General features: G+C 48.1%; 22 protein-coding genes. 4 read left to right on the forward strand and 18 right to left on the reverse strand.

Going from position 1 to position 24,543, the window contains the following annotated elements:
- Positions 1 to 43 precede the first annotated feature (43 nt).
- From R2103_RS11715 to rpsF, 10 genes are all read right to left on the reverse strand, one after another.
- Positions 44 to 2,260 carry a TonB-dependent receptor gene (locus R2103_RS11715; RefSeq protein WP_317531577.1) on the reverse strand — a complete coding sequence of 739 codons (2,217 nt, stop codon included), beginning with the start codon at positions 2,258 to 2,260 and terminating at the stop codon, positions 44 to 46.
- On the reverse strand, positions 2,260 to 3,135 hold the full coding sequence (locus R2103_RS11720) for a hypothetical protein (RefSeq protein WP_317531578.1): 876 nt from the start codon (positions 3,133 to 3,135) through the stop codon (positions 2,260 to 2,262). Before R2103_RS11720 ends, R2103_RS11715 begins: the two co-directional genes overlap by 1 nt.
- 583 nt (positions 3,136 to 3,718) lie before the next feature.
- Positions 3,719 to 4,093, reverse strand: a complete 375-nt coding sequence (smbP, locus tag R2103_RS11725) for a small metal-binding protein SmbP (protein WP_317531579.1) — start codon at positions 4,091 to 4,093, stop codon at positions 3,719 to 3,721.
- 276 nt (positions 4,094 to 4,369) lie between these two features.
- Positions 4,370 to 5,593, reverse strand: a complete 1,224-nt coding sequence (locus R2103_RS11730) for a hypothetical protein (RefSeq protein WP_317531580.1) — start codon at positions 5,591 to 5,593, stop codon at positions 4,370 to 4,372.
- Between the two features lie 15 nt (positions 5,594 to 5,608).
- Positions 5,609 to 6,418: a CPBP family intramembrane glutamic endopeptidase gene (locus R2103_RS11735; RefSeq protein ID WP_317531581.1), complete on the reverse strand. Its 810-nt coding sequence runs from the start codon at positions 6,416 to 6,418 to the stop codon at positions 5,609 to 5,611.
- Between the two features lie 210 nt (positions 6,419 to 6,628).
- Positions 6,629 to 8,017: a replicative DNA helicase gene (gene dnaB, locus R2103_RS11740; protein WP_317531582.1), complete on the reverse strand. Its 1,389-nt coding sequence runs from the start codon at positions 8,015 to 8,017 to the stop codon at positions 6,629 to 6,631.
- A 113-nt stretch (positions 8,018 to 8,130) separates the two neighbouring features.
- On the reverse strand, positions 8,131 to 8,586 hold the full coding sequence (rplI, locus tag R2103_RS11745) for a 50S ribosomal protein L9 (RefSeq protein ID WP_317531583.1): 456 nt from the start codon (positions 8,584 to 8,586) through the stop codon (positions 8,131 to 8,133).
- A gap of 12 nt (positions 8,587 to 8,598) precedes the next feature.
- Positions 8,599 to 8,883, reverse strand: coding sequence for a 30S ribosomal protein S18 (gene rpsR / locus R2103_RS11750; RefSeq protein ID WP_090318030.1), 285 nt, complete (start codon positions 8,881 to 8,883; stop codon positions 8,599 to 8,601).
- A 19-nt stretch (positions 8,884 to 8,902) separates the two neighbouring features.
- Entirely contained in the window at positions 8,903 to 9,199 is a 297-nt protein-coding gene (priB, locus tag R2103_RS11755) for a primosomal replication protein N (RefSeq protein ID WP_317531584.1), read from the reverse strand.
- An 11-nt stretch (positions 9,200 to 9,210) separates the two neighbouring features.
- A complete protein-coding gene (rpsF, locus tag R2103_RS11760) occupies positions 9,211 to 9,624 on the reverse strand; it encodes a 30S ribosomal protein S6 (RefSeq protein ID WP_292984761.1) in 414 nt (137 codons plus the stop codon).
- Between the two features lie 238 nt (positions 9,625 to 9,862).
- On the opposite strand from rpsF, the gene R2103_RS11765 reads away from it, so the two are divergent.
- The 4 genes from R2103_RS11765 (at position 9,863) to R2103_RS11780 (ending at position 13,340) form a co-directional block, all read left to right on the forward strand.
- Positions 9,863 to 10,429, forward strand: coding sequence for an anthranilate synthase component II (locus tag R2103_RS11765; RefSeq protein WP_121167200.1), 567 nt, complete (start codon positions 9,863 to 9,865; stop codon positions 10,427 to 10,429).
- Between the two features lie 24 nt (positions 10,430 to 10,453).
- On the forward strand, positions 10,454 to 11,479 hold the full coding sequence (gene trpD / locus R2103_RS11770; RefSeq protein WP_317531585.1) for an anthranilate phosphoribosyltransferase: 1,026 nt from the start codon (positions 10,454 to 10,456) through the stop codon (positions 11,477 to 11,479).
- A gap of 7 nt (positions 11,480 to 11,486) precedes the next feature.
- Positions 11,487 to 12,347 (forward strand): indole-3-glycerol phosphate synthase TrpC, encoded by an 861-nt coding sequence (gene trpC, locus R2103_RS11775; RefSeq protein ID WP_317531586.1) that lies wholly within the window; start codon positions 11,487 to 11,489, stop codon positions 12,345 to 12,347.
- A 144-nt stretch (positions 12,348 to 12,491) separates the two neighbouring features.
- On the forward strand, positions 12,492 to 13,340 hold the full coding sequence (locus R2103_RS11780; protein ID WP_317531587.1) for an HDOD domain-containing protein: 849 nt from the start codon (positions 12,492 to 12,494) through the stop codon (positions 13,338 to 13,340).
- Positions 13,341 to 13,605: 265 nt separating this feature from the next.
- Here R2103_RS11780 and R2103_RS11785 read toward each other — a convergent pair whose 3' ends face one another.
- The 8 genes from R2103_RS11785 to R2103_RS11820 form a co-directional block, all read right to left on the reverse strand.
- Positions 13,606 to 14,025, reverse strand: coding sequence for a type II toxin-antitoxin system VapC family toxin (locus R2103_RS11785; RefSeq protein ID WP_317531588.1), 420 nt, complete (start codon positions 14,023 to 14,025; stop codon positions 13,606 to 13,608).
- The gene (locus R2103_RS11790; protein ID WP_317531589.1) at positions 14,022 to 14,261 is read right to left on the reverse strand and encodes a FitA-like ribbon-helix-helix domain-containing protein; all 240 of its coding nucleotides are present in this window, start codon (positions 14,259 to 14,261) and stop codon (positions 14,022 to 14,024) included. Before R2103_RS11790 ends, R2103_RS11785 begins: the two co-directional genes overlap by 4 nt.
- 601 nt (positions 14,262 to 14,862) lie before the next feature.
- The gene (locus tag R2103_RS11795) at positions 14,863 to 15,579 is read right to left on the reverse strand and encodes an EAL domain-containing protein (protein WP_317531590.1); all 717 of its coding nucleotides are present in this window, start codon (positions 15,577 to 15,579) and stop codon (positions 14,863 to 14,865) included.
- A gap of 15 nt (positions 15,580 to 15,594) precedes the next feature.
- A complete protein-coding gene (locus R2103_RS11800) occupies positions 15,595 to 16,803 on the reverse strand; it encodes a diguanylate phosphodiesterase (protein ID WP_317531591.1) in 1,209 nt (402 codons plus the stop codon).
- Positions 16,804 to 17,437: 634 nt separating this feature from the next.
- Positions 17,438 to 20,188 (reverse strand): multicopper oxidase domain-containing protein, encoded by a 2,751-nt coding sequence (locus R2103_RS11805; RefSeq protein WP_317531592.1) that lies wholly within the window; start codon positions 20,186 to 20,188, stop codon positions 17,438 to 17,440.
- Between the two features lie 32 nt (positions 20,189 to 20,220).
- Positions 20,221 to 21,264 (reverse strand): multicopper oxidase domain-containing protein, encoded by a 1,044-nt coding sequence (locus R2103_RS11810; RefSeq protein WP_317531593.1) that lies wholly within the window; start codon positions 21,262 to 21,264, stop codon positions 20,221 to 20,223.
- A gap of 520 nt (positions 21,265 to 21,784) precedes the next feature.
- Positions 21,785 to 23,071 (reverse strand): TolC family outer membrane protein, encoded by a 1,287-nt coding sequence (locus R2103_RS11815; protein WP_317531594.1) that lies wholly within the window; start codon positions 23,069 to 23,071, stop codon positions 21,785 to 21,787.
- A gap of 74 nt (positions 23,072 to 23,145) precedes the next feature.
- Positions 23,146 to 24,498 (reverse strand): HlyD family type I secretion periplasmic adaptor subunit, encoded by a 1,353-nt coding sequence (locus R2103_RS11820; protein ID WP_132427236.1) that lies wholly within the window; start codon positions 24,496 to 24,498, stop codon positions 23,146 to 23,148.
- Positions 24,499 to 24,543: the final 45 nt, after the last annotated feature.

The raw sequence follows: 24,543 nt of genomic DNA on the forward strand, positions 1-24,543 counted from the left end.
CAGTAAAGTTGATTAATCTTGCGTTCAGTGCGATTGAACATGGCTAAAATGTGGCACTCATGCCAACTTGCGCGCTAAAACCCGGCTCAGGCGCAAAATTCCGCAAAAAGGAAGTCGAATTCCTGATGGTCATGTTCGTCATATTCGATAGCTTAGCGAAGAACAGGATTTTTCTATGATCGGACATCTTCCAATCGTAGGATAAATCCAAGTCCAGCCGATGGTAGCTTGGTGTTTCGGTTTCCAGAATTCCGGGCCTGTTTTGTTCCAGCGCATGGGTATAACGTAGCCCGCTGCGCCATTGTGTCCATTGGACTCCTATTTCACCACCGAATCGCAAGGGCGGAAGTCTTGGCACATCGCCAAAGGCATCGTTCTGAAACCAGCCCCGCACATAATCAGAAAATAGCGTTAAACGGGGTTGGACGGGTATGCCCAAGCGCGGATGAGCGGTAATCTCAGCTTCGTAACCGGCAAAGTTTGCGGTATTAGCCTGATACCCGAAAACCGGCAAACAATTTCTTAAGTTCGCGCAAGTCAGTTGGAAACGCGGTGGATCAGGTGCGAAATTAAAGAAGAAACCTTGGTTTTCCAGATAGATAAAGTCTTGTATCGATTTGTAATAACCATTGGTATGAAAGGAAACATGCCTGCCGGTATAGCGTAAACCTAATTCGTAGTGATTGGTTTGCTCAGCGCTGAGATTAAGGCGGCCGATTTCATAACTGCGGGTAGCGAAATGCGGCCCTGCTGCAAATAATTCTTGCACATCGGGCGCCCGCTGCGCTCGCTGCCAACTCAAATACAATGAAGTTTGCGGCAGGATTTCGTAATTCAAGCTCGCCGCCAGCGAGTAAGTCAGATAATTCAATTCATTGGGCAAGGGCAATGCACCCGAAATGCCCGCTAATTTAATTTGATCACTCTTCGGCGTGGTGGTTTGATTTTCGATACGTGCGCCCATTTCAAGATTGAGACGATCGGTAATAAAGACCGTTTCAGTGATGAAGAATCCTAAGGAATCAATAGTGGCGGCCGGGGTGAATGTTTCGATTCCTGCCGCGGCAAAATTGCGATTCTGCCATTGCATGCCAAATGTGCCATCGAGCCAGCCTCCGCGCTGATGATTCATTTCTAAGCGCGACTCCCATACTGAATTCTTAAACTGGGTCAGCGATGAACTTCTATCGGTCACACTTTTATCATAATCCTTATGATTGTAATCAACGTAGCTCAGTTTTGCCTTGATTCTGGGTAATGCTGGCCAATAGGTTTTCCACAGCCCATCTAAATCATAACGGCGTTGTGACATATCAATCCGGATGGCTTCTTGCTGCACTCTGCCCGCTTCGGTGTGACCTGGAACGCCGGGTGGAATTCCATAATTTCTGGTCATCTCATGATAACTTCCGCCCAAATGGCCATGTTTACCGATCATCGATATGCCGGCCGAGCCGCCCTGACTGCTGGAATGGCTATTTTGGATGACGTTCTTGCTATTGCTACTCGGATCAACTTGGAATTGTTGCCGGATTGCTGCTTCGTCTAAAGCAGTTCCCGGAATGTGTGTGTTATTGGAAGAGCGCTGAAAATAGTCGACATGAATCGCAAACATTCCCTTGCCCACATCCAGTGCGAACATCCCGGCCTTATCGGCGGAGTTATGGTCGTAACGGAAATCCATCCGGCCAGCAACGCCTTTCAGCGGAACCTTTTCCGGTATGCGTTGATGCTTAATATCAACCATACCGCCAATTGCATTGCCGCCATAGCGCAGCGTGGCAGGTCCTCTTAGCACCGTAATGCTGTCCGCCAGCATGGTTTCAAAAGCGACCGCAAGATCGGGACTTAAAGCGGAAAGATCATGTGCGCCTATCCCATTTTGCATGATTCTGACGCGCGGGCCGCTCATGCCACGAATGACCGGTTGACCCACACCCGGCCCATAGGACAGATTGCTGACTCCCAATTCACGCTCCAGTGTTTTACCGAGCGTTTCACCTGTGCGAATGCGTAATTCCCGGCTCTCCAGCTTTTGGATAGGGTCAGCCGATGTAGAGCTCGCTTCAATGGTCATTGTTTCAAATTTGACCGGCTCTGGCGGAATAGTAGCACTGGGCTTGGGTTGCACAGGATTCGGCTGATTTTCCGCTGGTGACTTTTTTTGCGCATTCTGATCATCCGCGAAGGCGGGATTCAAAAAACAAATCATCAACGCAGGCAAAAAAATACAGCGGAAACCCATATACAAAACCTGCATTAAAGCCCTGCCGCGTCATAAAAAGTTTCTATCGAACCCTGTTCAGCGATGTCGCCCAGAATTCCGCCAGCCGTGTAAATCTTGCCGTCTTTGCTGCCCACGCACACGGAATTGTCATAACAGCGGGCATAGTAGCCGAAGACAAAACGGCTTTCGGCAGCATGCGGGAATAATTCTTTCATCTCTGCTTCCGCCCAATCAAACAGTGCATCCATGCGCTGGTAATCGTTCAATCGGACTTCCGGCGGCACTTTCAACGCTTCGGAAAGCGCCAATGGATCGAACTTGGCTTGGGCATTGATATGAAAAACCAATGCAAATGGAACAGAGGGTTTATAGAGTATGCGCTCGCCTGATTCATCGACGCCTGCAATACTGATGAAGACCATATAAGCGCCATCATCCGGTAACGATCCGTCCGCTTTCTGGATCTTGAAAATCGCATGGGCTTCGAAATTACTCTTGTTCGTTAAACTATCGATGATTCCTTGTAATCCATTCCCTTCTTTATCAGTGACTACGTTATCATCCGCTAAACGGCTGATCACGAGTTGCTCGGCAAAGCCTTCTTTCAACCATTGTGATTGCTCACTTGACCATTTCAACAAGGTGCTTTCGGTTTGATAGCCGACTATGCCGCCTTGGTCAAAACCTAAGCCCGTAAATCCGGAATCTCCCATGCGATAAGGCGTTAATGAATCGGCAAATGAGATGACGAATGCTTTGTGGTCACCCAGCGCCCTTCCCTGACGCTGGATATCGACTTCAATTTTTCCATCGCGCCATGCAAATGCCATGTTCGGTTCACCTTCATGCGCCATCGCCATGGTGCTGAAAAAAAGTAAAAGCGATCCCATACAAATAGTTTTAATCAAAAGATACTCCGGTAATTTTTCAAAAAAGGATTCGTAATACGAATCTATAAAAGCGTTGCTACCCTTGAGGGAGGAATTCCGATTTCCATAAGAACTCCCAATTGACGTAATTCAGAATTCATTTATTGTTGTCATGCGTTGCAACAAACCTATTTCCTGATAGAGGAGAACCTTCAAATCAATTCTAGATTGCCACAACTATTGAACCGATTTTATTAAAATAGGAAATGAAGATCAATGCGGCAAAATGCCGCACAGGCCGTACTTATCAAGCACGGTGACTGGGCCGGATGAATCAAGACACAATCTCGTAAAGATAAAATAGTGCTCACTTCAGCGTTGGACCGGCTGTTGATGGAAACCGTATTGCGGTTCGATGCATTAAGAAAGTCCTGACACTACGGCTTCCCTTGGCCCGAAGTTATCAACCAGCCTGATGCCCGCTATTACAATTAGAAAATCCGGTAGAAAACGATGCAAACCGTTGATAGTGAATACATGGCTGGTACTGATGTCCGCATGGAAGAATGGACAGATAAAAATACGGTGAACCGGTCATTCACCGTATGTTAGGGTGCTGAGGCTAGTAGGACGATTGCTTTGGTGCGGGGGCGGGTGTGGATACGGCTTGCTTAAAATGGGTTACAGCATCTGTGGCCGCTTTCTTGGCTGCTTCGGTATTTCCACCCTTGCCTTCTTTGATCGCGTCATCCAGGCACTTAATACCATCATCGATATGTTTGGGGTCGCTTTTGGAGTTTTTATTATTTTTCGCATCAATGGCATGCGCTTTCGCATGCTCGGCATGTTCGGCTACTGCTTTGCCATCAGCCGCAGCGGCCGCAGCTTCAGCGTGCTTTATGGCGTGCACCAGATGGCTTTCCCCGGCTATTGCACTCAGTGAAAAAAGAATCATGATCATGATGCTGGTAAAAAACAGCCGTGTTTTTACGCTCATTTTATAACTCCTTTCAAATTCATTGATCGACGGGAAATCTTTTGATTACCCTCCGCTTTTCATACTAGAGTGATTGGCTTAATTAATGAATAAGCATTGTGCTTATTTTTCTTGTAGTTATTCGCCTACAGCTGTCAGGGTATATGCCGTTGGCGATACCAGAAAGAACATCGAGGACTCGGATTATTTAACCACCACGCAGGCAATGTTCGATGCCCGTTAATGCCGCAGCCGTTAAAAAAACCAGTAAGCGGTCAGCAGCCTAAACTAGCCAAGCTATTTTGCGATGGTAATACTCGGCACACCGACGCGAGGAATGTCGGTGACGGTCATTTGAAACAGCAGGAATAATAACTGGAAGGCATCGCGGTTCCAGCGTGCGTAAGGTCCCGCGGTATTCACCGCGTAATAGCGGCCATTCCAGCGGATGGAAAGATCGACATCCTGGGGGCGCCAATCGGAAACGGTGAATTCCATGGTCAGATCGGGATTTTCGTTATTGAGGATCGGTGGCGTTCTGGGATCTTTCTCGACGTGATAGCCGCGCTCTTCGCCCAGCGCTTTGCCGAGAAAACCGAGAATCGAGTGGAAGCTTCTGAGACGGAACACGCCGCTCATCGCCCAATCTCCGCCATAATGCCCGGCGCGGATATCAAACGCGATGTCGCTGCTATTACCGTCCCCCACATGCTGGCGCAAGGTTTCACGTTCTTCGTCGGACAAGATATTGGGGTCGTAGTTGGTGATCAGAATCGGTCCGGCGATGTGTTTCTTCAGCGTGTAGGTATTGTCTTGCGGATTGTAGCGCACGCTGAATTCCTTTTGCAGCGACTGAAAACCATCCGCCGTGATGGCGCTGCCCGGGATATGCCAGGTATTAATCAGCGCCAAAGGCTCGGCGTACAACTGGTTATGATCTTGAATCGACGACAAGTGCAGCACCACGCGGCGGAACATTTCATAACCGGCTTCGTCCGCCGGATTGTTGCGATAAACGCCATTCGATTTCTTTGCATTCAACAGGTGCACTTCTTGCGCCATCATGCGCAGCAACAGATCGACGTCGAAGCGCTGGCGCAACAACAATGTCAGCTTGTTCTGCGGAAACGGTGTCAGCAGCCGCTTGGTGAATTCCTCCCCTTCGATCGGTACGATGCTGATGGTCGGGCTTTCCGCCATGCCGCCGCCAAAAACCGGCGATATCACGGCACCGGCCAGCCCGCCCGGCGATGGTGTGGCGCCCGCACTCGCCTGAAAATTGAAAGTTGCGGCGATGTTGGATACGCCGGTGAAATGAATCGGCTGACGGTGATGCGCGCGCACGATATTGATCAGCAACTGCTGCGAAACCGCATCGGTAACGGCGTCATCATACGCAAGCACGGCACGATTCAGCGCCATCGGCGACAGGCAACCGGTGAGAATGATCTGGATAAACAGGCATGACAACAGTCGCAGCAAACGGTTTTGCCGAATTGGCCGCACGTTCTTATATTTCACTCATCATCTCACTATCTAAAATAGACCTTTTCGATACAACGCGCACAGATCCATCGTCAGCGCAACACTACAGTGAATCATAACACCCAGCCAGATACTTTTGCTTTTTAAGCTCAGGAATCCTAAAACGACGCCCGCGATGATCGCAGCGATCGTTTCCGGCATCGGCTTGCCGAAATGGATCATGCAATACGGGATCACCATGACGAAAATGGCGTAAAACCCGAAACGCTGCTTGGTGCCGTGCAGAATAAAACCACGGAAGAAGAATTCCAACGCGAGAAATTGCAGGAAATACACGATTTCCCAGAGGAAGAAATTGGGGAACAGGCTTTCATTTCGAGCCACGTTATAAAACGGATAGCGCTCGAGAAAGCTCTCGCTGCCGGAAAAATAAAATACCAGCGGCATCATGATCGCCAGCATCCCGAGATACAGCGGATAGCCTTGACTGGCGTTCTTCAACTGTAATCCGTATTCCGTCAGGCTTTCCTTGAAAACCAACAGAATAATGCCCGCCGGGAAAACGAAGTAAAAGAAAATGATGACCGCTGCCCAGTAAAGCAACTGGTGCAATTGCGCATTGGCATGCTGGAAAAGGAGATGATTCGCTAGCTGCGCCAACCCGGTCAGATTCAAATCGCGCAAAAAGGCAACCGGAAAGTGCGCATTGTCCAGATAGTATGTGCACGTGAGGGAAAAAGCGACGACCAGACATACCAGCACTACTTTCACATCGAGCTGACTGATGTTTTCCTGCAATGACCGTAACGAACTGACTTCCGACTTCAGAAACACAAAAGAAAAAAGTTTTTTATTGATCATCTTTAATCTATAAACCAAGGAAATAAACCGGAAATAACGCTCAACGCTTGCTCACCCGAGAAACTGAAAAACTGCCAAAAGCTTTACCTGGCTTAGTTTTACAATAGAGCCGGAGTGAATTATTGGTTAATTTTATGTGAGTGCGGCTGATTAAATGCTTCACATCGATCCATCGTGAAGAATGGTTTGGAAACACACCAAAAACCCGAGCTAGTAATATTCCGGCCTGGCGAGGCTTTCAAAACATGTGTATTGGCCCAGGAAAGCCAAATCGACTTTGCCGATCGGACCGTTACGCTGTTTGCCGATGATAATCTCGGCGATGCCTTTGTCGGGTGAATCGGGGTTATACACTTCGTCGCGGTAAATGAACAGAATCACGTCGGCGTCTTGCTCGATTGCACCCGATTCACGTAAATCCGACATCACCGGGCGTTTGTTGGGGCGTTGCTCCAGGCTGCGGTTCAGCTGCGACAACGCGATCACCGGCACTTTCAGTTCCTTCGCCAGCCCCTTCAATGCGCGCGATATTTCCGAAATTTCCGTGGCGCGATTTTCCCCTTGACTGGCGGAAGACATCAGTTGCAAATAATCGACCACGATCAAACCGAGCTCGCCGTACTGACGGTACAGCCGCCGCGCGCGCGCGCGCAATTCCAAGGCATTCAGCGCGGCGGTCTCATCGATGTAAAGCGGTGCTTCGTTCAGTTTTCCCAGCGCATGCGTGAGTTTCGGCCAATCGTCGTCGTCCAGCCGTCCGGTGCGCACTTTGTGCTGATCGAGCTTGCCGACCGACCCCAGCATCCGCATGGCCAGCTGCGCGCCGCCCATTTCCATACTGAATACCGCCACCGGTTTGTTTAATTCCAGCGCGACATTCTCGGCGATGTTCAAGGAAAACGCGGTTTTTCCCATCGACGGACGTCCCGCGACGATGATCAGATCGCCGGGCTGGAACCCTGAAGTCTTTTGGTCGAGATCGTGAAAACCGGAGGCGATGCCGGTGACGTTGCTGGGATTATCCTGGCTGTACAGCAGCTCGATCCGCTCCACTACTTGTTTCAACAGCGGCTGAATGCCGACGAAACCCTCCTTGCCGCGCGCACCTTCCTCGGCGATTTCAAACACCTTGGCTTCCGCTTCGTCGAGTAAGTCCGCCGCAGAACGCCCCGCCGGGTTGTACGCGGAATCGGTGATCTGCACCCCGACTTGCGCCAGGTAGCGCATGATGGACCGTTCCCGGACGATTTCGGCGTAGCGCTTGATATTCGCCGCCGATGGCGTGTTTTGCACGATGGTGCCGATGTACGCGAGACCGCCGACAGTTTGCAGCTCCGCCGATGTTTCCAGGGATTCCGCCACGGTAATGACATCCGCTGGTTTGTTATGTTCGATCAGTTTACAAATGTGGTGATAAATCAGGCGATGATCGTGGCGGTAAAAATCGCTGTCGGTGATGATGTCAGCGACTTTTTCCCAGGCGTTATTATCCAGCATGAGTCCGCCCAGCACCGATTGCTCGCTTTCTATCGAATGCGGCGGTGTTTTATAGGGATCGAGAAACTGCTCTTGATGAAGACTGATCGGTGATTGTGCCATAGGATCCGGAAACACCATTGAAGGAGTATTGATTTTATCACTTGCTGACCAGCAAATGAAAAAGGACTACCGAAATAGTCCTTTTAAAAATGTAACCACCTGAAAATAGGCTATTACATCGCTGCCTCACCCAATACCGATACGGTGATATTGGCGGTCACATCGCTGTTCAGCGCAATGGTCAACGGATAATCGCCAACCTGTTTCAATTGGCCATTAGGCATGCGGATCATGGCGCGCTCCACGGTAAAGCCGAGTGCAGCAAGCGCTTCGGCGATATTGGCATTGGTTACTGAACCGAACAATTTTCCATCGCTACCGGCTTTTTGCGTAATTTGCACCAGCAATCCTTCGAGTTTCGCAGCAACCGCTTGCGCTGCTGCCAGAACGGCTGCTTGTTTTTTCTCCAGTTCCGCACGTTTCGATTGGAACTCTGCAATGGATTGCTCGGTTGCACGTCTTGCCTTGCCTTGCGGAATCAGATAATTCCGTGCAAAACCGCTTTTGACGTTCACAACATCACCCAATTGCCCTAAATTCGTAATTTTTTCCATCAAAATAATTTGCATCGTAATTACTCCTTAGTGACGATCGGTGTAAGGCAATAACGCCAGAAAACGCGCATGCTCTATCGCGGTGCTCAGCTGACGCTGGTAGAAGGAAGTCGTGCCGGTAATACGCGCCGGGATGATCTTGCCATTTTCACTGACAAAATCCTTCAGGATTTCAATGTCTTTATAGTCCACATGTTTGATGCCTTCCGCGGTGAAACGGCAGAATTTTTTGCGTTTGAATAACGGGCGGTTGGCTTTCTTTTCTCTTTCTTTATCTTTGCTGTCTTTGCGTCTACTGGTAAAACGTGCCATGTTAATTCCTGTTTTCTGATTAAATAAGTTCGATATGTTCCGCGTGCAAAACCAATTGTTGGCTCATGTGACTCTTTCTGTTGAGAAATCCGCTCAGTTTGACCATGCTGTCAAGCTTAAACCCGGCGATCGTCAGAGCTAATTGGCCCAATGCAACAGCCAGAATATCCAATATTATTTGCCGAACTACACCTGCTTCCTTTTGCTTCGACACATGATTGATCGTAAACTCAATCACGGCCATACCAGCCGGTGTGTAGCGTAAAACGCCCAGTTTGACAATTTTTCCACAAATGATGGTGCGATTACATTCCAATTGCAATGCGTTTACGCAGGGGTGCTGGATTCATCCGGCACGTCATCGGTTTCCAGTTCGTCAGCCACCGCTTCGGCAGTACTCAAACCTGCGGCGCGCGATCTTTCCTCTTGACGCATCATCGCCGATGGTTCCGTGATAGGGCCGTCGACCTTAATGGTTAAATGCCGCAGCACAGCGTCGCTGAATTTGAATGCATGATCCAAGTCATCCAGCGCTTCTTGATTGCATTCGATATTCATCAACACATAGTGCGCTTTGTGAACTTTCTGAATCAGATAGGCAAGCTGACGGCGCCCCCAATCTTCCACGCGATGAACCTTGCCATCTTTTGCGGTTACAATGCCGCGATAGCGTTCGATCATTGCAGGTACTTGTTCACTTTGATCAGGATGAACAATAAAAACGATTTCGTAATGTCGCATAATTTCCTTTTGGGTAAAGCCTCCCACGACTTTCATGTGGTGAGACAAGGTTGAAAAGCCGGTAATTTTACTGAATTATTAAGGCAATATCAATTACTGTTCAAATAATTGCGATTCTATTATTCGCCTCACGGCTGAACTGGTAAAATTCACGTGCTGCGCGCAGGCATTCATCCTTTGCTATAATCTCTTCCGTCACAATTAAACGATAGTAAGTACAAACAAAGAGTTAAAACCAATGCTGCTGATGATAGACAACTACGATTCCTTTACCTATAACTTGGTGCAGTATTTCTCCGAGCTGGGTGAAAAGGTTGCGGTATACCGGAACGATGAAATCACACTGGATAAAATCGCGCAATTGAATCCCGAGCGGATCGTTATTTCTCCAGGGCCGTGCACACCCAATGAAGCCGGAGTATCGTTGGCGGTGATCAATCAGTTCAGTCAAAACATTCCGGTATTGGGCGTCTGTCTGGGACATCAAAGCATCGGGCAGGCGTTTGGCGGACGAGTAGTTCATGCAAAACAACTGATGCATGGCAAAACATCGCCGATTTTTCATCACGACACCGGCGTTTTCCGCGGCTTGCCCAATCCATTCACCGCCACCCGTTACCATTCCTTGGTCGTTGAACGCGCAACGCTGCCGGATTGCCTTGAAATCACAGCGTGGACCGAGGACGGCGAAATCATGGGCATCCGTCACAAAACACTCGCCATCGAGGGCATTCAATTCCATCCCGAATCGATTCTAAGCGAGCATGGGCACCAAATGCTCGAGAACTTTCTCCACCGGCAATAAGCCCGCTCGATCAAAGGTGATTGAATGACGCCACAAGAAGCACTCCAGCGCATTACTGCGCATCAGGAAATTATGCATGATGACATGGTTTCCTTGATGCGCCAGATCATGCAAGGAGAAATCCCGCCCGTTCTTATTGCCGCGATCATCACCGGTCTCCGGGTAAAAAAAGAAACGGTCGGGGAAATCACCGCAGCGGCGCAAGTAATGCGTGAATTTGCCAGCAAAGTGGCTGTTCCTGAGCACACGCATTTAGTGGATACCTGCGGCACAGGTGGAGATTCCTTGCATACATTCAATATTTCCACGGCATCGGCTTTTGTCGCCGCAGCGGCAGGCGCGCGCGTCGCCAAACATGGCGGCCGGTCGGTTTCAAGCAAATCAGGCAGCGCGGATGTATTGGAAGCGCTCGGCGTCAATCTCAACCAAACACCGCAACAAGTTGCGCAAAGTGTCGGTGAAATCGGCGTCGGCTTCATGTTTGCGCCCAACTATCATGCAGCCATGAAACATGCTGCACCGGTCCGGCGTGAACTGGGTATCAAAACATTATTCAACATCCTCGGCCCGTTAACTAATCCCGCCAGCGCCAAAAGGCAAGTTCTAGGTGTGTTCAATGCAGATCTGGTCAAAACCCTGGCGCTTGTGCTGCAACGGTTGGGCAGCGAACATGTGCTGATCGTGCATGGCAGCGATGGATTGGATGAAATCACCATCACAGGCGAAACAAGCATTGGTGAGTTGAAGAATGGTCAAGTCACCGTTTATGCCGTCAGGCCGGAGGATTTCAATCTAAAAACATCAGCAATCGAAGCTATCCAGGTTACCGATAGCGCCGATGCCAAAACAATGTTGCTTTCGGTATTGGAAAACACCGCCGGTCCGGCGCGCGATATCGTGCTGATGAATGCCGGCGCGGCGATATATGCCGCCGGAATTGCGGACACGCTCGAACAGGGAATCAAAGCCGCGCTCCGCGCTATCGAAAGCGGCGCCGCGTTAAAGAAACTCCACGACCTGGTGGAATTCACCCACAGAAATTCTGTATAAGATCACAATGTCCGATATTCTAAAAAAAATCCTCACCGTCAAAAAACAAGAGGTCAGTGCCGCCAAGGCATTAAAGCCGTATGCCATTTTAAGCCAGGAAGCGCAATCCGCATCACCACCGCGCGATTTCACCGCCGCGATTACTAACAAAATTAAAGGGGGACAGTCGGCTGTCATCGCCGAAATCAAACAAGCCAGCCCCAGCAAGGGAATATTGCGCGGCCGCTCCGCTGGCGGAAGTGGTTCTGCATTTGAATTTCTTCCTGCCGAGATAGCCAAAACTTATGCGCAACATGGCGCAGCTTGCCTGTCGGTATTGACGGATAGGCAGTTCTTTATGGGTAGCCCCGAATATTTACAAGCAGCACGTGCCGCATGCGCATTGCCGGTTTTGCGTAAGGATTTTATTCTGGATGAATATCAGATTGCCGAAGCGCGTGCGATGGATGCCGATTGTATTTTATTGATCGTGAGCGCTTTCATGATGGAATTCGGCGCCGGATCCAGTGATGCTGCCGATAATGCCTTGCAGCAAATGGTTGCACTCGAGAAATTGTCCCACTCGCTGGGCATGGCGGTTCTGGTCGAAGTTCACGATGCGGTCGAATTGCAACTGGCGTTGCAGCTGACCACTCCGCTCATCGGCATCAATAACCGTAATCTGCGGACTTTTGAAACTTCCCTCGATACAACGCTGGAGTTACTTGATCAAATTCCATCCGGGAGGATTGTGATTACCGAAAGCGGCATTCATACCCCAGCGGACGTTGCACGCATGCGATCGCATCACGTCAATGCTTTCCTTGTCGGTGAAGCTTTTATGCGCGCCGAAGACCCCGGCATTGAATTAGCACGATTATTTTTCTGATCCCGAGTGTCGCTGCCAATGCGCTAGCGTCAAAAGAAGCTCGCTGTTCCAATTGACATTGAGGAAGGATAGTGCATTGTTTCCTCAAGATTTATCCATAGGTGTCGTAGAAAATTCCTGACGTATCTCATTCAGGAGTTGAAAATGCTACAACAACATCAAAGAAAATTATCGGATTGGGTTAATTTTCTTACAACAGCTGAAATTCCTGTTCTCAAACAGACAGCTCGAAACCTCGCCATTCTCCAACAGGACGAGCAACATCTCAACGCGCGCAGTTTCGCTCATGTTGTGAAAAACGACCCGTTAATGACTGTAAAGCTACTGCGTTATATGCAGCAGCATAAACACCGGACGCAAGAACATGATGTAATGGAAGTTGAGCAAATCATTTTGATGCTCGGCCTTGAAGCGACGCTGAACAAGATACCTGCCAAGCCTCTGGTTGAAGACATTTTGGCGCGCAACAATATGAATGCGCTGGTCTATTTACTAAAAACCACTCACCGCGCAAATATAGCTTCTACCTACGCTTTTGACTGGGCGGTCCGCCTGCACGATTTACATTTTGCGGAAATCCGTCTGGCGGCATTACTGCACGATATCGCCGAAATGCTCATGTGGTGCTTTTCCCCCGCGGAAATGCTAAAAATAAAGCAGCTACAAAAACAAAACAAAGCACTTCGCAGCACCGTCGCACAAGAAAAAATCCTCGGCTTTTCTTTGTATCAACTCCAGCTGGAACTTGCAATTAAATGGAAACTACCAGCATTATTAATCACCCTTATGGATGATAATAATTCAAGCTTACAGAGAGTGCGTAATGTGGTCTTGGCAGTAAATTTAGCCCGGCATTCCGCTAATGGGTGGGACGATGCTGCATTACCGGATGATTATGAAGATATTGCGAAACTTCTACATCTGCAAGCGGGCGACATCATGACCATCGTAGGCGCCAGCAAACAATCCGAAGACGCGAGTCATCTCGCATGAATCCATTTTAAATAGGGAAATTGGTGCCGACACCAAGAATCGAACTCGGGACCTTCTGATTACAAAACTTATTTACAAATTATAATCACATATAAATCAATCACTTACAATGCTTGCCAAGCATAAAAACTGTCTCACACAACCACAAACAGTGACACTTGCAGAGTAGTTTGGCACAAATTTGACACAGTCAATTCTGCATCTTATTTCGTTCTCGCATAACGCTGCTCCTTTGGTAACTACCTTTAACACAAAATACCTAAGATCATTCTTCCCAAGGATTGATGATGGGCACTCCGGCAGCGGCAAAAGGCTCAGTATCTCGCGTCGCTATGGTGAATCCATGTACGACCGCGATTGCGGCAATCTGACCGTCTGCCACAGAGATGAGGCGGCCATTAGTCCTAGCTCGACCGACTATGGGCGCATATGCTATCGCAGCCTGTTGATCGAATGATAGTATGCGCGCCCCAAAAAGCCTCTCCATCAGTTTCCTCAATGCAGCATCAAGTCCTTCTTTACGCTTTCCATCTGGCAGGTTTTGAATGCCGACCAGCAATTCGGAAAGACTTGTTGCAGTCAGATACAGTGTCTCGGCTGTTTGCCGATCAAGCCAAGCTTGAACGGCGGGATTGCCGTTGGGTTTCATTGGCTCGGATATGACATTCGTATCCAGAACGATCATTCGAACACTGCCGGATCAGTCGGTGTCTGATCACGAGTATCATTAAAATCAAGCCCCCCAAAGGATTGCCTAAAAGCAGCGAGTTCAGATCCGATTTTGACACGCGTCCTAGGACGCACTGCCTCTTCCAGAATTTCCCGGATTTCAGCTTCGGTGCTACGTCCATGCTGAGCAGCACGCAGCTTAAGCGCGCGATGCGTTTCTTCGGGCAAATTGCGAACAGTAACAACAGACATTTGACTTCACTCCTTATTATGTGAAATCAATGATAGCATATGATAACAAACGACATCAATTCTTGATATGCACTGCCAAAATGTGTAAGCCCGCGTATGCTGTTCTGCGCAAACTAAACACCAAGCGTATATGCATGCTTTTAGAGCCATACTTCAATTTAATCGGATTAACATAAACATCTGTTTTTTGGAAAGTGGATAGATCCTACATGATCGATCCGCTGCAAGAAGTAGCTCTCGTTAGCTTCCCCATTGAATCCGCCAAAGGATAACCCCCCATTTTTAAAAGTTTATGACCAGAAAGCCTGCGAAAAATATGGCAACTCACTCAATACCAATAAAACCGAAGATTAACCAGTCGTAGGAAACCTATCGTTAAAACTGCCTGTGGAAATCCGAACTATTCTACCGCACGCGCGGCAACGTTTACCGGTATTGAAGATATCCGGTTTGTTCAGCCGAGCATGGCGAACGGATAAACGGCGCCGCGCTTGATCGAAGTGTAGGCATACCGGCTATAATATACAGAAATGAGTTAAGCACGTGATGAACACATAGCTCAGTTCGAGGAGGTTGCTTCACAATGTTGGGAAACGGCTTTCTAATTAGGATAAATAACTGCCGGTAGCGCCTCGAACGCCGGGCGAGCAAACAAATAGCCCTGAAAAAGAACAATCCCCTCGTTCCGGAGCCACTCATACTCCGCAGCGGTTTCCACACCCTCGGCGACTATATCAATCCCGAGATCTTCACAAGTGCGTAACACACCGCGAACAATCGCTTGCCGCGGTCCGCGGTGCTCGATATCCCGTACCAATAGCATATCCAATTTGACCGCCTCCGGCTGAAACTCAGCCAACAAGTTGAGACCGGAATAACCGCTGCCAAAATCATCAATGGCAAACTTGACACCGAGTCTGCGGCATTGATTGGCATGTTCGACAAAACAATCGAAATCCTTGATCGTCTCCGATTCGCTCACTTCGAGCACAAGTTGATCCGGCTTCAAACCGTATTGAACGGCCATTTCCACCATGGCCTGCAAGGCTTCCATGCTTGATCCATCCTCGAAATCCGCCATAGCTTCCGGCAACACGTTGAGGTTGATGCGGCTAGATAGTCCGAGCTGAGCGCTTAATTTGATTGCCCGCAGCCTGGCATCCGCATCAAAGGCGCGCAGCTGTGCCGCATTATGTTGCTTCAACACCCAATTTGCGGGTTCGTTGTTGGGACCGCGGACCAGAGCCTCAAAAGAATGTGTTTCATGTTTTTCGACATTCACTATGGGTTGGTAAGCAAAAGTAAATTCAAGAGCCATTTTTTGGGATCCTCTCTACAAAAGATCGGCGGGAAGCATTGGCCGCGGCAGCGATTCAAAGCCTGGTTTGGCGAACAGGAAGCCCTGAAATAGCTCGATACTTTCATCGCGCAGCCAAGAATATTCTTCTATGGTTTCTACGCCCTTGGCAATAATATCCACACCCAAATCGCGGCAAGTCTGTATCAAGCCTCGCAAGATAGCCTGGCGTGCCCCATGACTCTCGATGCCGCGAACAAGCCACATGCTGAGAGAAATCATCTCAGGTTGATAATGTTCCAGCAGGGCGAGGCCAGAATAGCCAGAACCAAAATCATCGATACTGATGCGCAATCCTTGGCGCCGTGACTCTTTCAACCATTCGCTAACCGCCGATGGATTGCTCACGGTCGCTTCGTGCTTGAGTTCGAATATGATTCGAGTGATGTCAATGCCGCAAAGCCTGGCAGTTTCGAGCGAAGACTCAATAGTCTTGGGCGCGTTTGCCCAAGAATAGGGAAAAACGTTCAAGTGGAGATTTCCTGCGATGCCGAGCCTTGAAGCAAAACCGATTGCCATACGGCGGGCATCTTCATCAAAAGCGCCGAGCTCACCCAATTGAATGTGTTGCAGCACATCCGCAGCAGTGCCGGTTTCTTTCGAACGAACCAGCGCCTCATAACCGGAAACCATTCGCCGGGAAGCATCAACGATCGGCTGAAAAGCAAATGTAAAGACCGGGCGAGGCTCAATAACTCTTTTCTTTTTACCGCCCACCCGTGTTACTAGCGGCGGAGACTGTGTCGTGGCTGATAACCTGACGCGCCAACGGCCTTGCTTAAAGGCAATCAACAATTTCTTCGCGCGGCCGGAATCGATATCGGTCAAAACGTTGCCAGTGGTGAAAAAATCATTTAAGCCCTCAATTTCATTCAGATCTTTTAAGGAGATCTGCGTAAATCCCATGGTCCACTCGCTGAATGCGCGTTTTACGATTGGTTCACGGATAATTGTAGTCATGCGGGTATGCCTGGGATCTTGGCGAATTGTCTCTGCCAGCGCATTCACAGTATTTTCCGGCCCTTCCAGCACCTGAAAAAAACAACCTTCGATATATAGCAACATACCCGTAATATCGAGCGAAGCATTTTTACTGCGCGCCTTTCTTAACATGACGGAAAAATCTTCTTCCGTGAAAGCACAAGTTGCAGCGCTATTGTAAATCAGATGAATCAGGTTACTCATGGAATTCCTTCGGCTATGGCCATAAACTGTAAATCTCCTTTATATTGGCATTGAGTTTCTAAATACAAGTCTCCCAATCGTTTATTTTTTCCTTAAGTAACCACCTCGTGAAATAGCAGGTGTCATAAGTAGATTTTTCTTGTAATTGATAGGCGGGAGAGCCCTGCAATGAAGCAATCGAAATTCAGTGGTAACCCGATCATGACGATACTCAGACAAATGGAAACCCGCATTCCGGCCCCTTAACTGTGCCGTGAACCGGGTATGAGCAATGCGGCATTTCTGCTGGCGCCACCGTACGATGTGTCTGGGCGTTAATGTGGATAGAAAGGAAAGGCCTAAAGCTGAAACGCCCCCTTCTCCAATCACGGCAAGGGGGCGCCTACGGCACGGCTAACTAATCAATGGCCTGAGAAACCTCTCGGATACTTTTCTAAAGCCACAGTGAAACTGTTATCAAACTATGAAGTTTGCATCAGGTGCATAAATATTGACTGTGTAACCCGTCGTATTTCCACCCTGATCGGTACCCACTATAGCCACTTGGATGGAGATAGTTGCAAAATAAAACCGCTAGACCGAACCAGGTTAGCGGTTTTATCGTTGAAATTCAGCGTTATCTTTACTCCATTTATTATGGAACAGGATTAAGCTGAGAAGCGGTCAAATTTGTTTTCCATGAATCCGGTAAATTTTGAACCCATCCATTATAAATATTTGGAATTGCATAAACACCCTGACCACCCGTACCTGCTAGCTTCGTGACTGTATCATCGGTTGGCACGCTCCTGTCAGCAACCAACGAGATCCGCCCAGCTATTTTTGAATTGGCGGGATTATCCAAATCCACGTCGACAACAATCAACTGATTTGAAAACTTGCTTGTCACATAGGCATAGTAACCTCCGCCCAATTTTGCACCGAAATTGGCTCCATGGCACCCCGGATCACAAGGCAGCATCGCAACAACTTTGTCCAATTTCGTATCAATGATTGTGATTGAGCCGCCAGTATTGGCAGTTACTACCACACGGCCGGTCGGATCAACCGGTGTTTGGATAGGAAGTACGCCTACTGTGGCCAGACCATCTCCATCACGATCTTTGACGGTATCAGGACCGGTCGGACTGACAGGATCATAATCGGCGATAAGATTAATGGTTTTCAGTAGCTTTCCACTAAAGTCGCTAACATTCATGGAATGATCCAACAAATTAGTCGTATAGACTTTATCCACACTGACTCCAACAGCAAGCGGGTGAGGTGCTGCAGGAAAAATACCACCCGCAGGTGTTCTTGCAACGATACCACCGGTCGTTGTATCGTAGAGACCAATGTCAGAGGTATTCACATTGGGTGTCACAATCAACTTACCATCCGGTGTAACCCAGTGACCATGCGGTGCTGCTGCTGTTTGACCTGGAAGCTGAGTCATTATCATAGGTTGAGGCGACATTGTCCCCGCTGGAATGATTCGAACCCCATTTTCACCGTTAATAGCCACAGTAAGATCATCATTGGTAGGTAGAGTTACGACATGCGATGGCGTATTCCCAATCTGGATGTTATTGATTAATTTGCCATCTTCGCGATTAATAAATGTCAGTTTATTATCAAACCATTGTGTCTGAAAGACGATGGTCTGATCGCTATTACTCCACATGTTGTGGGGATGATTCATATTAATTTCAGGCAAAGCGATTTTTCGCTTGATTTTCCAAGTCGAGGCATCCAATACCGTAATCGTGCCCGGTTTCGTTTTACCGGCAGTTTTCTCAAACTGTGTATTAATCCATACTTCTCCGACACCCGGCGTAGCTGGATTAAAGAGACTTGCTAGCTTTATGTCCTGGCCGTACCGGCTCTCCAGTACCGTTTTTAAATTTGCTACCGCTCCTCCTGTGATACGAACATCGACACTCGGATATTCCGGATGCCAAGGGTTGGGCGATGTATAATTTTGCCAGTTTTCCTGAGTAGTGGCGACAAAGAAAGTTCTGAGTAAACGGGTTGCTAGATCACTACTGGTCGGAAGGTTATTGATACCTGTCACGATATCGATCGATTCTCCCAAATCCAACCCATCTGTTGCAGGATCATCGACGATCACAGCACCGAACATGTAAGGATGTATCTTGCAGGTAAATACATATAGACCCGGCACATCCAGCTGCAAAATAGCGCCACCTTTATAAGCCTTGGTTTGACTGAATGGTATAACACGATGATCACCATGATCGGTATCATTGGCATCGCTAGGCCAGAGTAACGACGTTATTGTATGCACAGCGTTGGTATCCGACATAATGAAGTGCACACTGCTACCCGGAGGAATAATTTCCAGTGAGCGAGTTTTGGTAATGGGACTCAGTATATCGCTGCGGACACTTCTGAAGAATTGCCCCGGCTCATCGGAGATCTCAAAGGTTACAAGACCGGGTACACTGGCAGTTGGATTAAGAAAAATCTTGCCGCTAGGAGAAGCTCCAGCAAGACTATCACCCGATTCACCTTTAGCGGCTACATGAAATTTTCCAGCCATGCCAGCTTCCATATGCGAAACCAGATGACAGTGATATTGCCAATGCCCGGTTCCAACCCCTGCGCCCGCTTTGATTGTGAAAGAGTGGCTGTCTAAAGTATCTTTCAGCAATTTCACATCAATAATTGAATCGCTGTTATTGTTATCAGGCCAGCGATGCGCATGCAAATGCCAAGTATGGCCGGGACCTACAGAAAGAATATGAAACCTGACAATGTCATCCTGTACAGCTCCAAGAGTAGGATTAGTCCATAATGGTCTTTGTACGCCATTGACAGTTTCCGATCCCCAGAACGTCGAGCCGACCATGAACATTACAAATTCTTTATCCACATCGCTGCGCTTTGTTGCGACGCGATTGCCGATTTCATCGACGAAATCTTGTACCGAGCCATCGGCATGATCAACAACGAGTGCACCGAATAATCCAAGCAAATGCGAAGATTCGTCACCATAAGCAAAGGTACCCACATCATTTGCGGTGTAAGTGTAGGTTCTTGCTTCGCCATAGGCAACTTCAATGCTACCAACTGTTAATCCAACTTTGAATTGCGTGCCACCGGGTAGTTGAATATTGTTGGTCAGTGTTACGTTAAGGATATCGCCTTTTTTTACAAATACGGTCGGGCCTGGAATCGTTGCTTCAGCCGGATATAACGGGGTTGGGCCGTCACTGCTAGTATGCTTTTCCATTTTAAAAGCATACTGTCCATTGGGGAGAGTATTCGCGGATAGATGAATGTCATGCGTAGCTGCAAATGTGTTACCGGCAAACCATAAGACAGAAAACAACACAAGCGTCATCATGGTCTTAAAATTTAATCCTGAAATATTTAATTTCATTATTTTATCCTTTGAATTGAGAAATGTGCTTTTTAGGGATTAACAGTGAAACTACCGGTCATGTTTTGTGCTTTACCCGCAAAAGATGCATCCATATAGCTGGAACTAGCGCCAGCTTTAATAGCAAAAACATGTTTCTCAAGTGGACCGATTGCTTTTTCCTCAATAATGGTCCGAGTTGCCGGATCAGGCCAGCTATAACCGGGCAGTTTAAATTGATGAAAGTTAGTCCCCATTGCGATCAGATGAAACCGGATATTTGTTCCAGCCTGAGCCGATAGCGCCGGATTAACCCAAATTGGCGTTTGTTGACCTGTGCGATTGTCAATTTCTGTTCCAACAAAGGCATCGTCTATGACGTATAAAATGTAATCTTTAGCAATACTTGAAAGTGGAACACTGGTAATACCACCGTCTTGGCCAATAGATACGGTTCTCGATGCTGGATTGACAATCAGAGCACCGTACAGACCTTTGTCTTCCGCGCCATTGTGGGTATGCATATTGTGATCATGATATGCCCAGGTACCAGCTGTGCCGAACGCAGCATCCCAGCGGTATGTATATGACTGAACCAATGTTGCGCCTTCATCTTTAAATAAATTGATGTATTTAAGCGTACCGTCACTGACGATATCGTAGTGCACACCATGTACATGGAGACTGACATTTTCGTGTAGATCGATATGATCTGCGTTTTCAGGGATAGGAACTTCACTATAAAGTGTGATTTCGGCTACATCACCTTCATCCATGATAATAGTCGGGCCGGGGATGATAGGAGCCGTACTATAACGGGAGGTAATGTCAGTGGTCAGGCCATTTTTATCTGTAATTTCGTGCCGTATCATCCCATAAGCAAGATATTCATAATCTGGATGGGGTTTTTTAGCATACATCTCGATACGATGGAGATTATGCGCTGCAACATTGCTTATATAAATGAAGCACGAGATCGCGAGCAGTAAGCCAAAAATAGCAATCCGTTTTGCATAGCCATTCGATCGAATTGTTCCGGGAGTACACAGCGAGCTGTCTAAATTCGGTGGAAATTCTTTCTGACACTTACTTTTCATTCTATGACCCTCCATTATTCGCAAGTTTAAAAGATCAATGAGGATAATTGATTATCTATCGGTTTTGAATGAGTGCGAATACTCATTTTGGGGCACATGATTTACGAGTTGATTGCAACTACAGCGCCAGATAATGAATGATTTGGGCTCTCAACCTTAAAATGCGACTGCATTGACAAATCATCGGTATATCAAAGCAAAGCGGAGAAATATCAGCAAAAATTGCTGTTTGTTTAATCGGAATAGAGGTGAAAAATTAATGAGCATCCATACTCATTGCTGTGTCGATTGGATGAAGAGGTAAAATCATAGAAACATGCCGCACGTGAAGCGGCCTCATAAATTCTAGCAACCGGAATCACTCCGCAATCCGTGCGCAGGTAAAACATGTATTCCGGGTGATAGAACGGCAATTTATATACGAGCGCAAAAAACTAACAGCAATTCCAAGAAATCTTAAAACCGCCAGTTGTTATAGGTTTTCCCAGACTCAACAATGCAATCGTGTAATCCCAAAGAATCAATACGCATTCGTTTTAAAATAGCTGGCAATATTTCGTAAATCATCCAGTACCAGTGTGCCTGCTGCTAACTGCAAGCGCAGATAGGCCAGTAGATAATCAAACCGCGCCTGTGAAAGATCGCGTTGTGCGGTATATAGTTGTTGTTGCGCATCCAAAAGATTTAAATTGATGCGGATACCGCCACGGATACTTTTTTCTGTCGCATCGACGAGCAACTCAGCAGACTTGACTGCCAGCTCCAGCGATTCAATTTTTTTGACGCCGCTTTTTAGCAGATTGTATTGTTTTTTCAATTCGACGAGGACCTTATCGGTTACCGCATCGAGATCCGCTTCCGCGCGTGCGTGATTCGCTTTAGCCTGAGCCGTGAGGGCATTTACACGGCCACCGGCATACAGAGGGAAATTAACTTCAACCCCAATGGTGGCAAGTTCGGCATCCTGACTCCGTGTGATAAATGACCCTCTATTATTTTTAGAGAGACTGGCGACTAAATCGACGCGCGGTGTATGTCCGGCAAAACTCTTTCTGATTTCTTCCTTACCGGATGTTACTGCATGGCGTTGTGTTACCAGCTCGGCATTGCGTTCCAGCGCCAAGGAATACCAACTGTCATAATCTTGCAACTGAATGGCACGCGTATTAAACGCATCGGACAGTCGGTCTAGCTGGTTTGTTTTTTGTCCTATGATGGCTTCAAGTTTGAGCCGGGCTCCTTCCAGCTCATCATTGGCTTCAATAACACGTGCTTGTGCAATGGCGTGTTTCGATTGTGTTTCCAAGACATCGGTCGTTGTTCCCTCGCCCTTGATTAACATACGTTCATTGACACGTTTGAGTTCTTCAAGGGAAGTCAGTTGCGCTTCGGAGAGCTTGACGTGATCCTGTGCCAGTAAGGTTTCCACGTAAGCCTCTACCAGCCTTACAACCAGCTGTTGGCTGCGGCCGGTGAATTTTGCCCGGCTGGAATCGGCTTGCGCTTTTCCGATGCGGTAACTGGCTACCGCTTCCAAATTGATCAATGGCTGACGCAAAGTCAATGCGCTGATCTGGCTATCAAAATGCGTATTGTCTGAAACTTCGATGACCCTGTTTGGCGCGACTTGTTGCGGGGCTGTGATAGTTCCCGTGCTTCTGCTTTGATTATGCGTGAGCGAGAGATTGGGCAGTAAGCTAGCCAGGCCGATGGCCTCGGCTTGTTGCCCGGCTTCATTTTCATGATAAGCGGAACGATAAGTCGGGTCATGCAGCAATGCAGCTTCATAAGCCTCTAAGAGGCTCATTGCATGGCCATAGCTGATCGGGCTCAAGAAAAACCCGGCTAAGACTAAAATTTTACGGATATCTATCATTACCGTTATTCTTCACTCAAGGCCGAATGAACACGATCCAGGATCGGTTTGAAGAGGTAGCTCATCAACGAGCGTTCACCGGTTTTAATGAATATTTCCACCGGCATGCCGGCGCGTATTTGTTGATCGGTCAACTTTTTCATGCCTTCCGGTGTAACCTTGGCCTTGATATTATAAAACGGAAGCCCGCTGCGTTCATCCATAAGACGATCCGCCGATACCTGAGTGACGGTGCCCGGTATGTTAGGGGTTTGCTTTTGATTCAGCGCGGAAAAAATAAGATCGACAGGAAGGTCGACGTGCACCCGGTCAATCAGATGAACCGGCACTTGCCCGGTAATGATCAGCATATCATCGCTCGGAACGATATCCATGAGCTTAAATCCCGGGCTGATCACACCGCCTTCGGTAAAAACGTTCATACCGACCACAAAACCGTCCACAGGTGCTTTGACTTCCACGTTGGCCAGTTCAAAATCCTGTCCGCTCAGGCGGCTGCTTAAAGAATCAATTTCCCGTTTGATATCGGATAACTGTTGCCGCACTTCTTTCTGGTATTCCTGCTGGCGGTGGATGCGCCGTTGTTCCAGTTCGGCTATTTGGCGCTGGATGCGGCCGATATTGCCGGTTTCCGCAGAAATCTCCCCGGTCAATTGGGTATAGGTGCGTTCGAGTTCCAACACGCGATTGCGCGGGACGAAACCATCCTGTGCCAAGTCGCGCAGATTGACAAGCTGCTCTTCCAGAAACTTCAATTGCGCATTTTTACTGCTCCGCGAAGCTTCCAGTCCACGCAATTGCATTCTTGAGCCTGCAATATTTTCTTCCAGTGCCGCGATTTCATGATGCAAGGCTAACTGGCGCGATGTGAATAATTGGTTCTGAGTGATGATGTTATTGGCAATGCGCGGATCATGCTGGAATGTCAGCAAGTCTTGCGGAAAAGTGATTTCCTTGCTGCCATCGCGCTCCGCCAATAGACGCGCTTCCACTGCGCGCGCGGTATACAGTTGACTGCGGGTGATTTCAGCTTGCGCTTTGAGCTGAACATCATTCATCCGGACTAAAACTTGGCCAACCGCGACATGCTCTCCTTCCTTCACCAGAATGCTGTCGATAATGCCACCGATTTGATGCTGGACCGCTTGCAGATGACTGGCGACCGTGACTGTGCCAGGAACCGGCACGCCTTTATCCAATGGTGCGAAAGATGCCCATAGGATAAATCCGCCAAAGCCTGCCAAAACGATCCACCAGCCCAATTTGGTATGGAGCGTCTCATCGGTGTCAACCTGATGGGATAAATCGGCGGGAACATTTTCAATAACGGTCTTTTTTTCTTCAGCTGCAAGCTTCATTATTCTTCCTGTCCGGTAATCTGTATGTGCTCAAGGTAAGGTTGA

Source organism: Nitrosomonas sp. Is24, assembly GCF_033063335.1.
GTDB lineage: Bacteria > Pseudomonadota > Gammaproteobacteria > Burkholderiales > Nitrosomonadaceae > Nitrosomonas.

Bases quoted from the DNA above. Each gene is read 5' to 3' on its own strand.
- R2103_RS11795 (WP_317531590.1), bottom strand. From the start codon at position 15,579: ATGGCTCTTGAATTTACTTTTGCTTACCAACCCATAGTGAATGTCGAA.
- R2103_RS11815 (WP_317531594.1), bottom strand. From the start codon at position 23,071: ATGAGCCTCTTAGAGGCTTATGAAGCTGCATTGCTGCATGACCCGACT.
- trpC (WP_317531586.1), top strand. From the start codon at position 11,487: ATGTCCGATATTCTAAAAAAAATCCTCACCGTCAAAAAACAAGAGGTC.
- R2103_RS11805 (WP_317531592.1), bottom strand. From the start codon at position 20,188: ATGAAATTAAATATTTCAGGATTAAATTTTAAGACCATGATGACGCTT.
- R2103_RS11820 (WP_132427236.1), bottom strand. From the start codon at position 24,498: ATGAAGCTTGCAGCTGAAGAAAAAAAGACCGTTATTGAAAATGTTCCC.
- R2103_RS11715 (WP_317531577.1), bottom strand. From the start codon at position 2,260: ATGCAGGTTTTGTATATGGGTTTCCGCTGTATTTTTTTGCCTGCGTTG.
- R2103_RS11810 (WP_317531593.1), bottom strand. From the start codon at position 21,264: ATGAAAAGTAAGTGTCAGAAAGAATTTCCACCGAATTTAGACAGCTCG.
- trpD (WP_317531585.1), top strand. From the start codon at position 10,454: ATGACGCCACAAGAAGCACTCCAGCGCATTACTGCGCATCAGGAAATT.
- R2103_RS11785 (WP_317531588.1), bottom strand. From the start codon at position 14,025: ATGATCGTTCTGGATACGAATGTCATATCCGAGCCAATGAAACCCAAC.
- smbP (WP_317531579.1), bottom strand. From the start codon at position 4,093: ATGAGCGTAAAAACACGGCTGTTTTTTACCAGCATCATGATCATGATT.
- R2103_RS11765 (WP_121167200.1), top strand. From the start codon at position 9,863: ATGCTGCTGATGATAGACAACTACGATTCCTTTACCTATAACTTGGTG.
- dnaB (WP_317531582.1), bottom strand. From the start codon at position 8,017: ATGGCACAATCACCGATCAGTCTTCATCAAGAGCAGTTTCTCGATCCC.
- R2103_RS11790 (WP_317531589.1), bottom strand. From the start codon at position 14,261: ATGTCTGTTGTTACTGTTCGCAATTTGCCCGAAGAAACGCATCGCGCG.
- rpsR (WP_090318030.1), bottom strand. From the start codon at position 8,883: ATGGCACGTTTTACCAGTAGACGCAAAGACAGCAAAGATAAAGAAAGA.
- R2103_RS11735 (WP_317531581.1), bottom strand. From the start codon at position 6,418: ATGATCAATAAAAAACTTTTTTCTTTTGTGTTTCTGAAGTCGGAAGTC.
- R2103_RS11780 (WP_317531587.1), top strand. From the start codon at position 12,492: ATGCTACAACAACATCAAAGAAAATTATCGGATTGGGTTAATTTTCTT.
- R2103_RS11800 (WP_317531591.1), bottom strand. From the start codon at position 16,803: ATGAGTAACCTGATTCATCTGATTTACAATAGCGCTGCAACTTGTGCT.
- rpsF (WP_292984761.1), bottom strand. From the start codon at position 9,624: ATGCGACATTACGAAATCGTTTTTATTGTTCATCCTGATCAAAGTGAA.
- rplI (WP_317531583.1), bottom strand. From the start codon at position 8,586: ATGCAAATTATTTTGATGGAAAAAATTACGAATTTAGGGCAATTGGGT.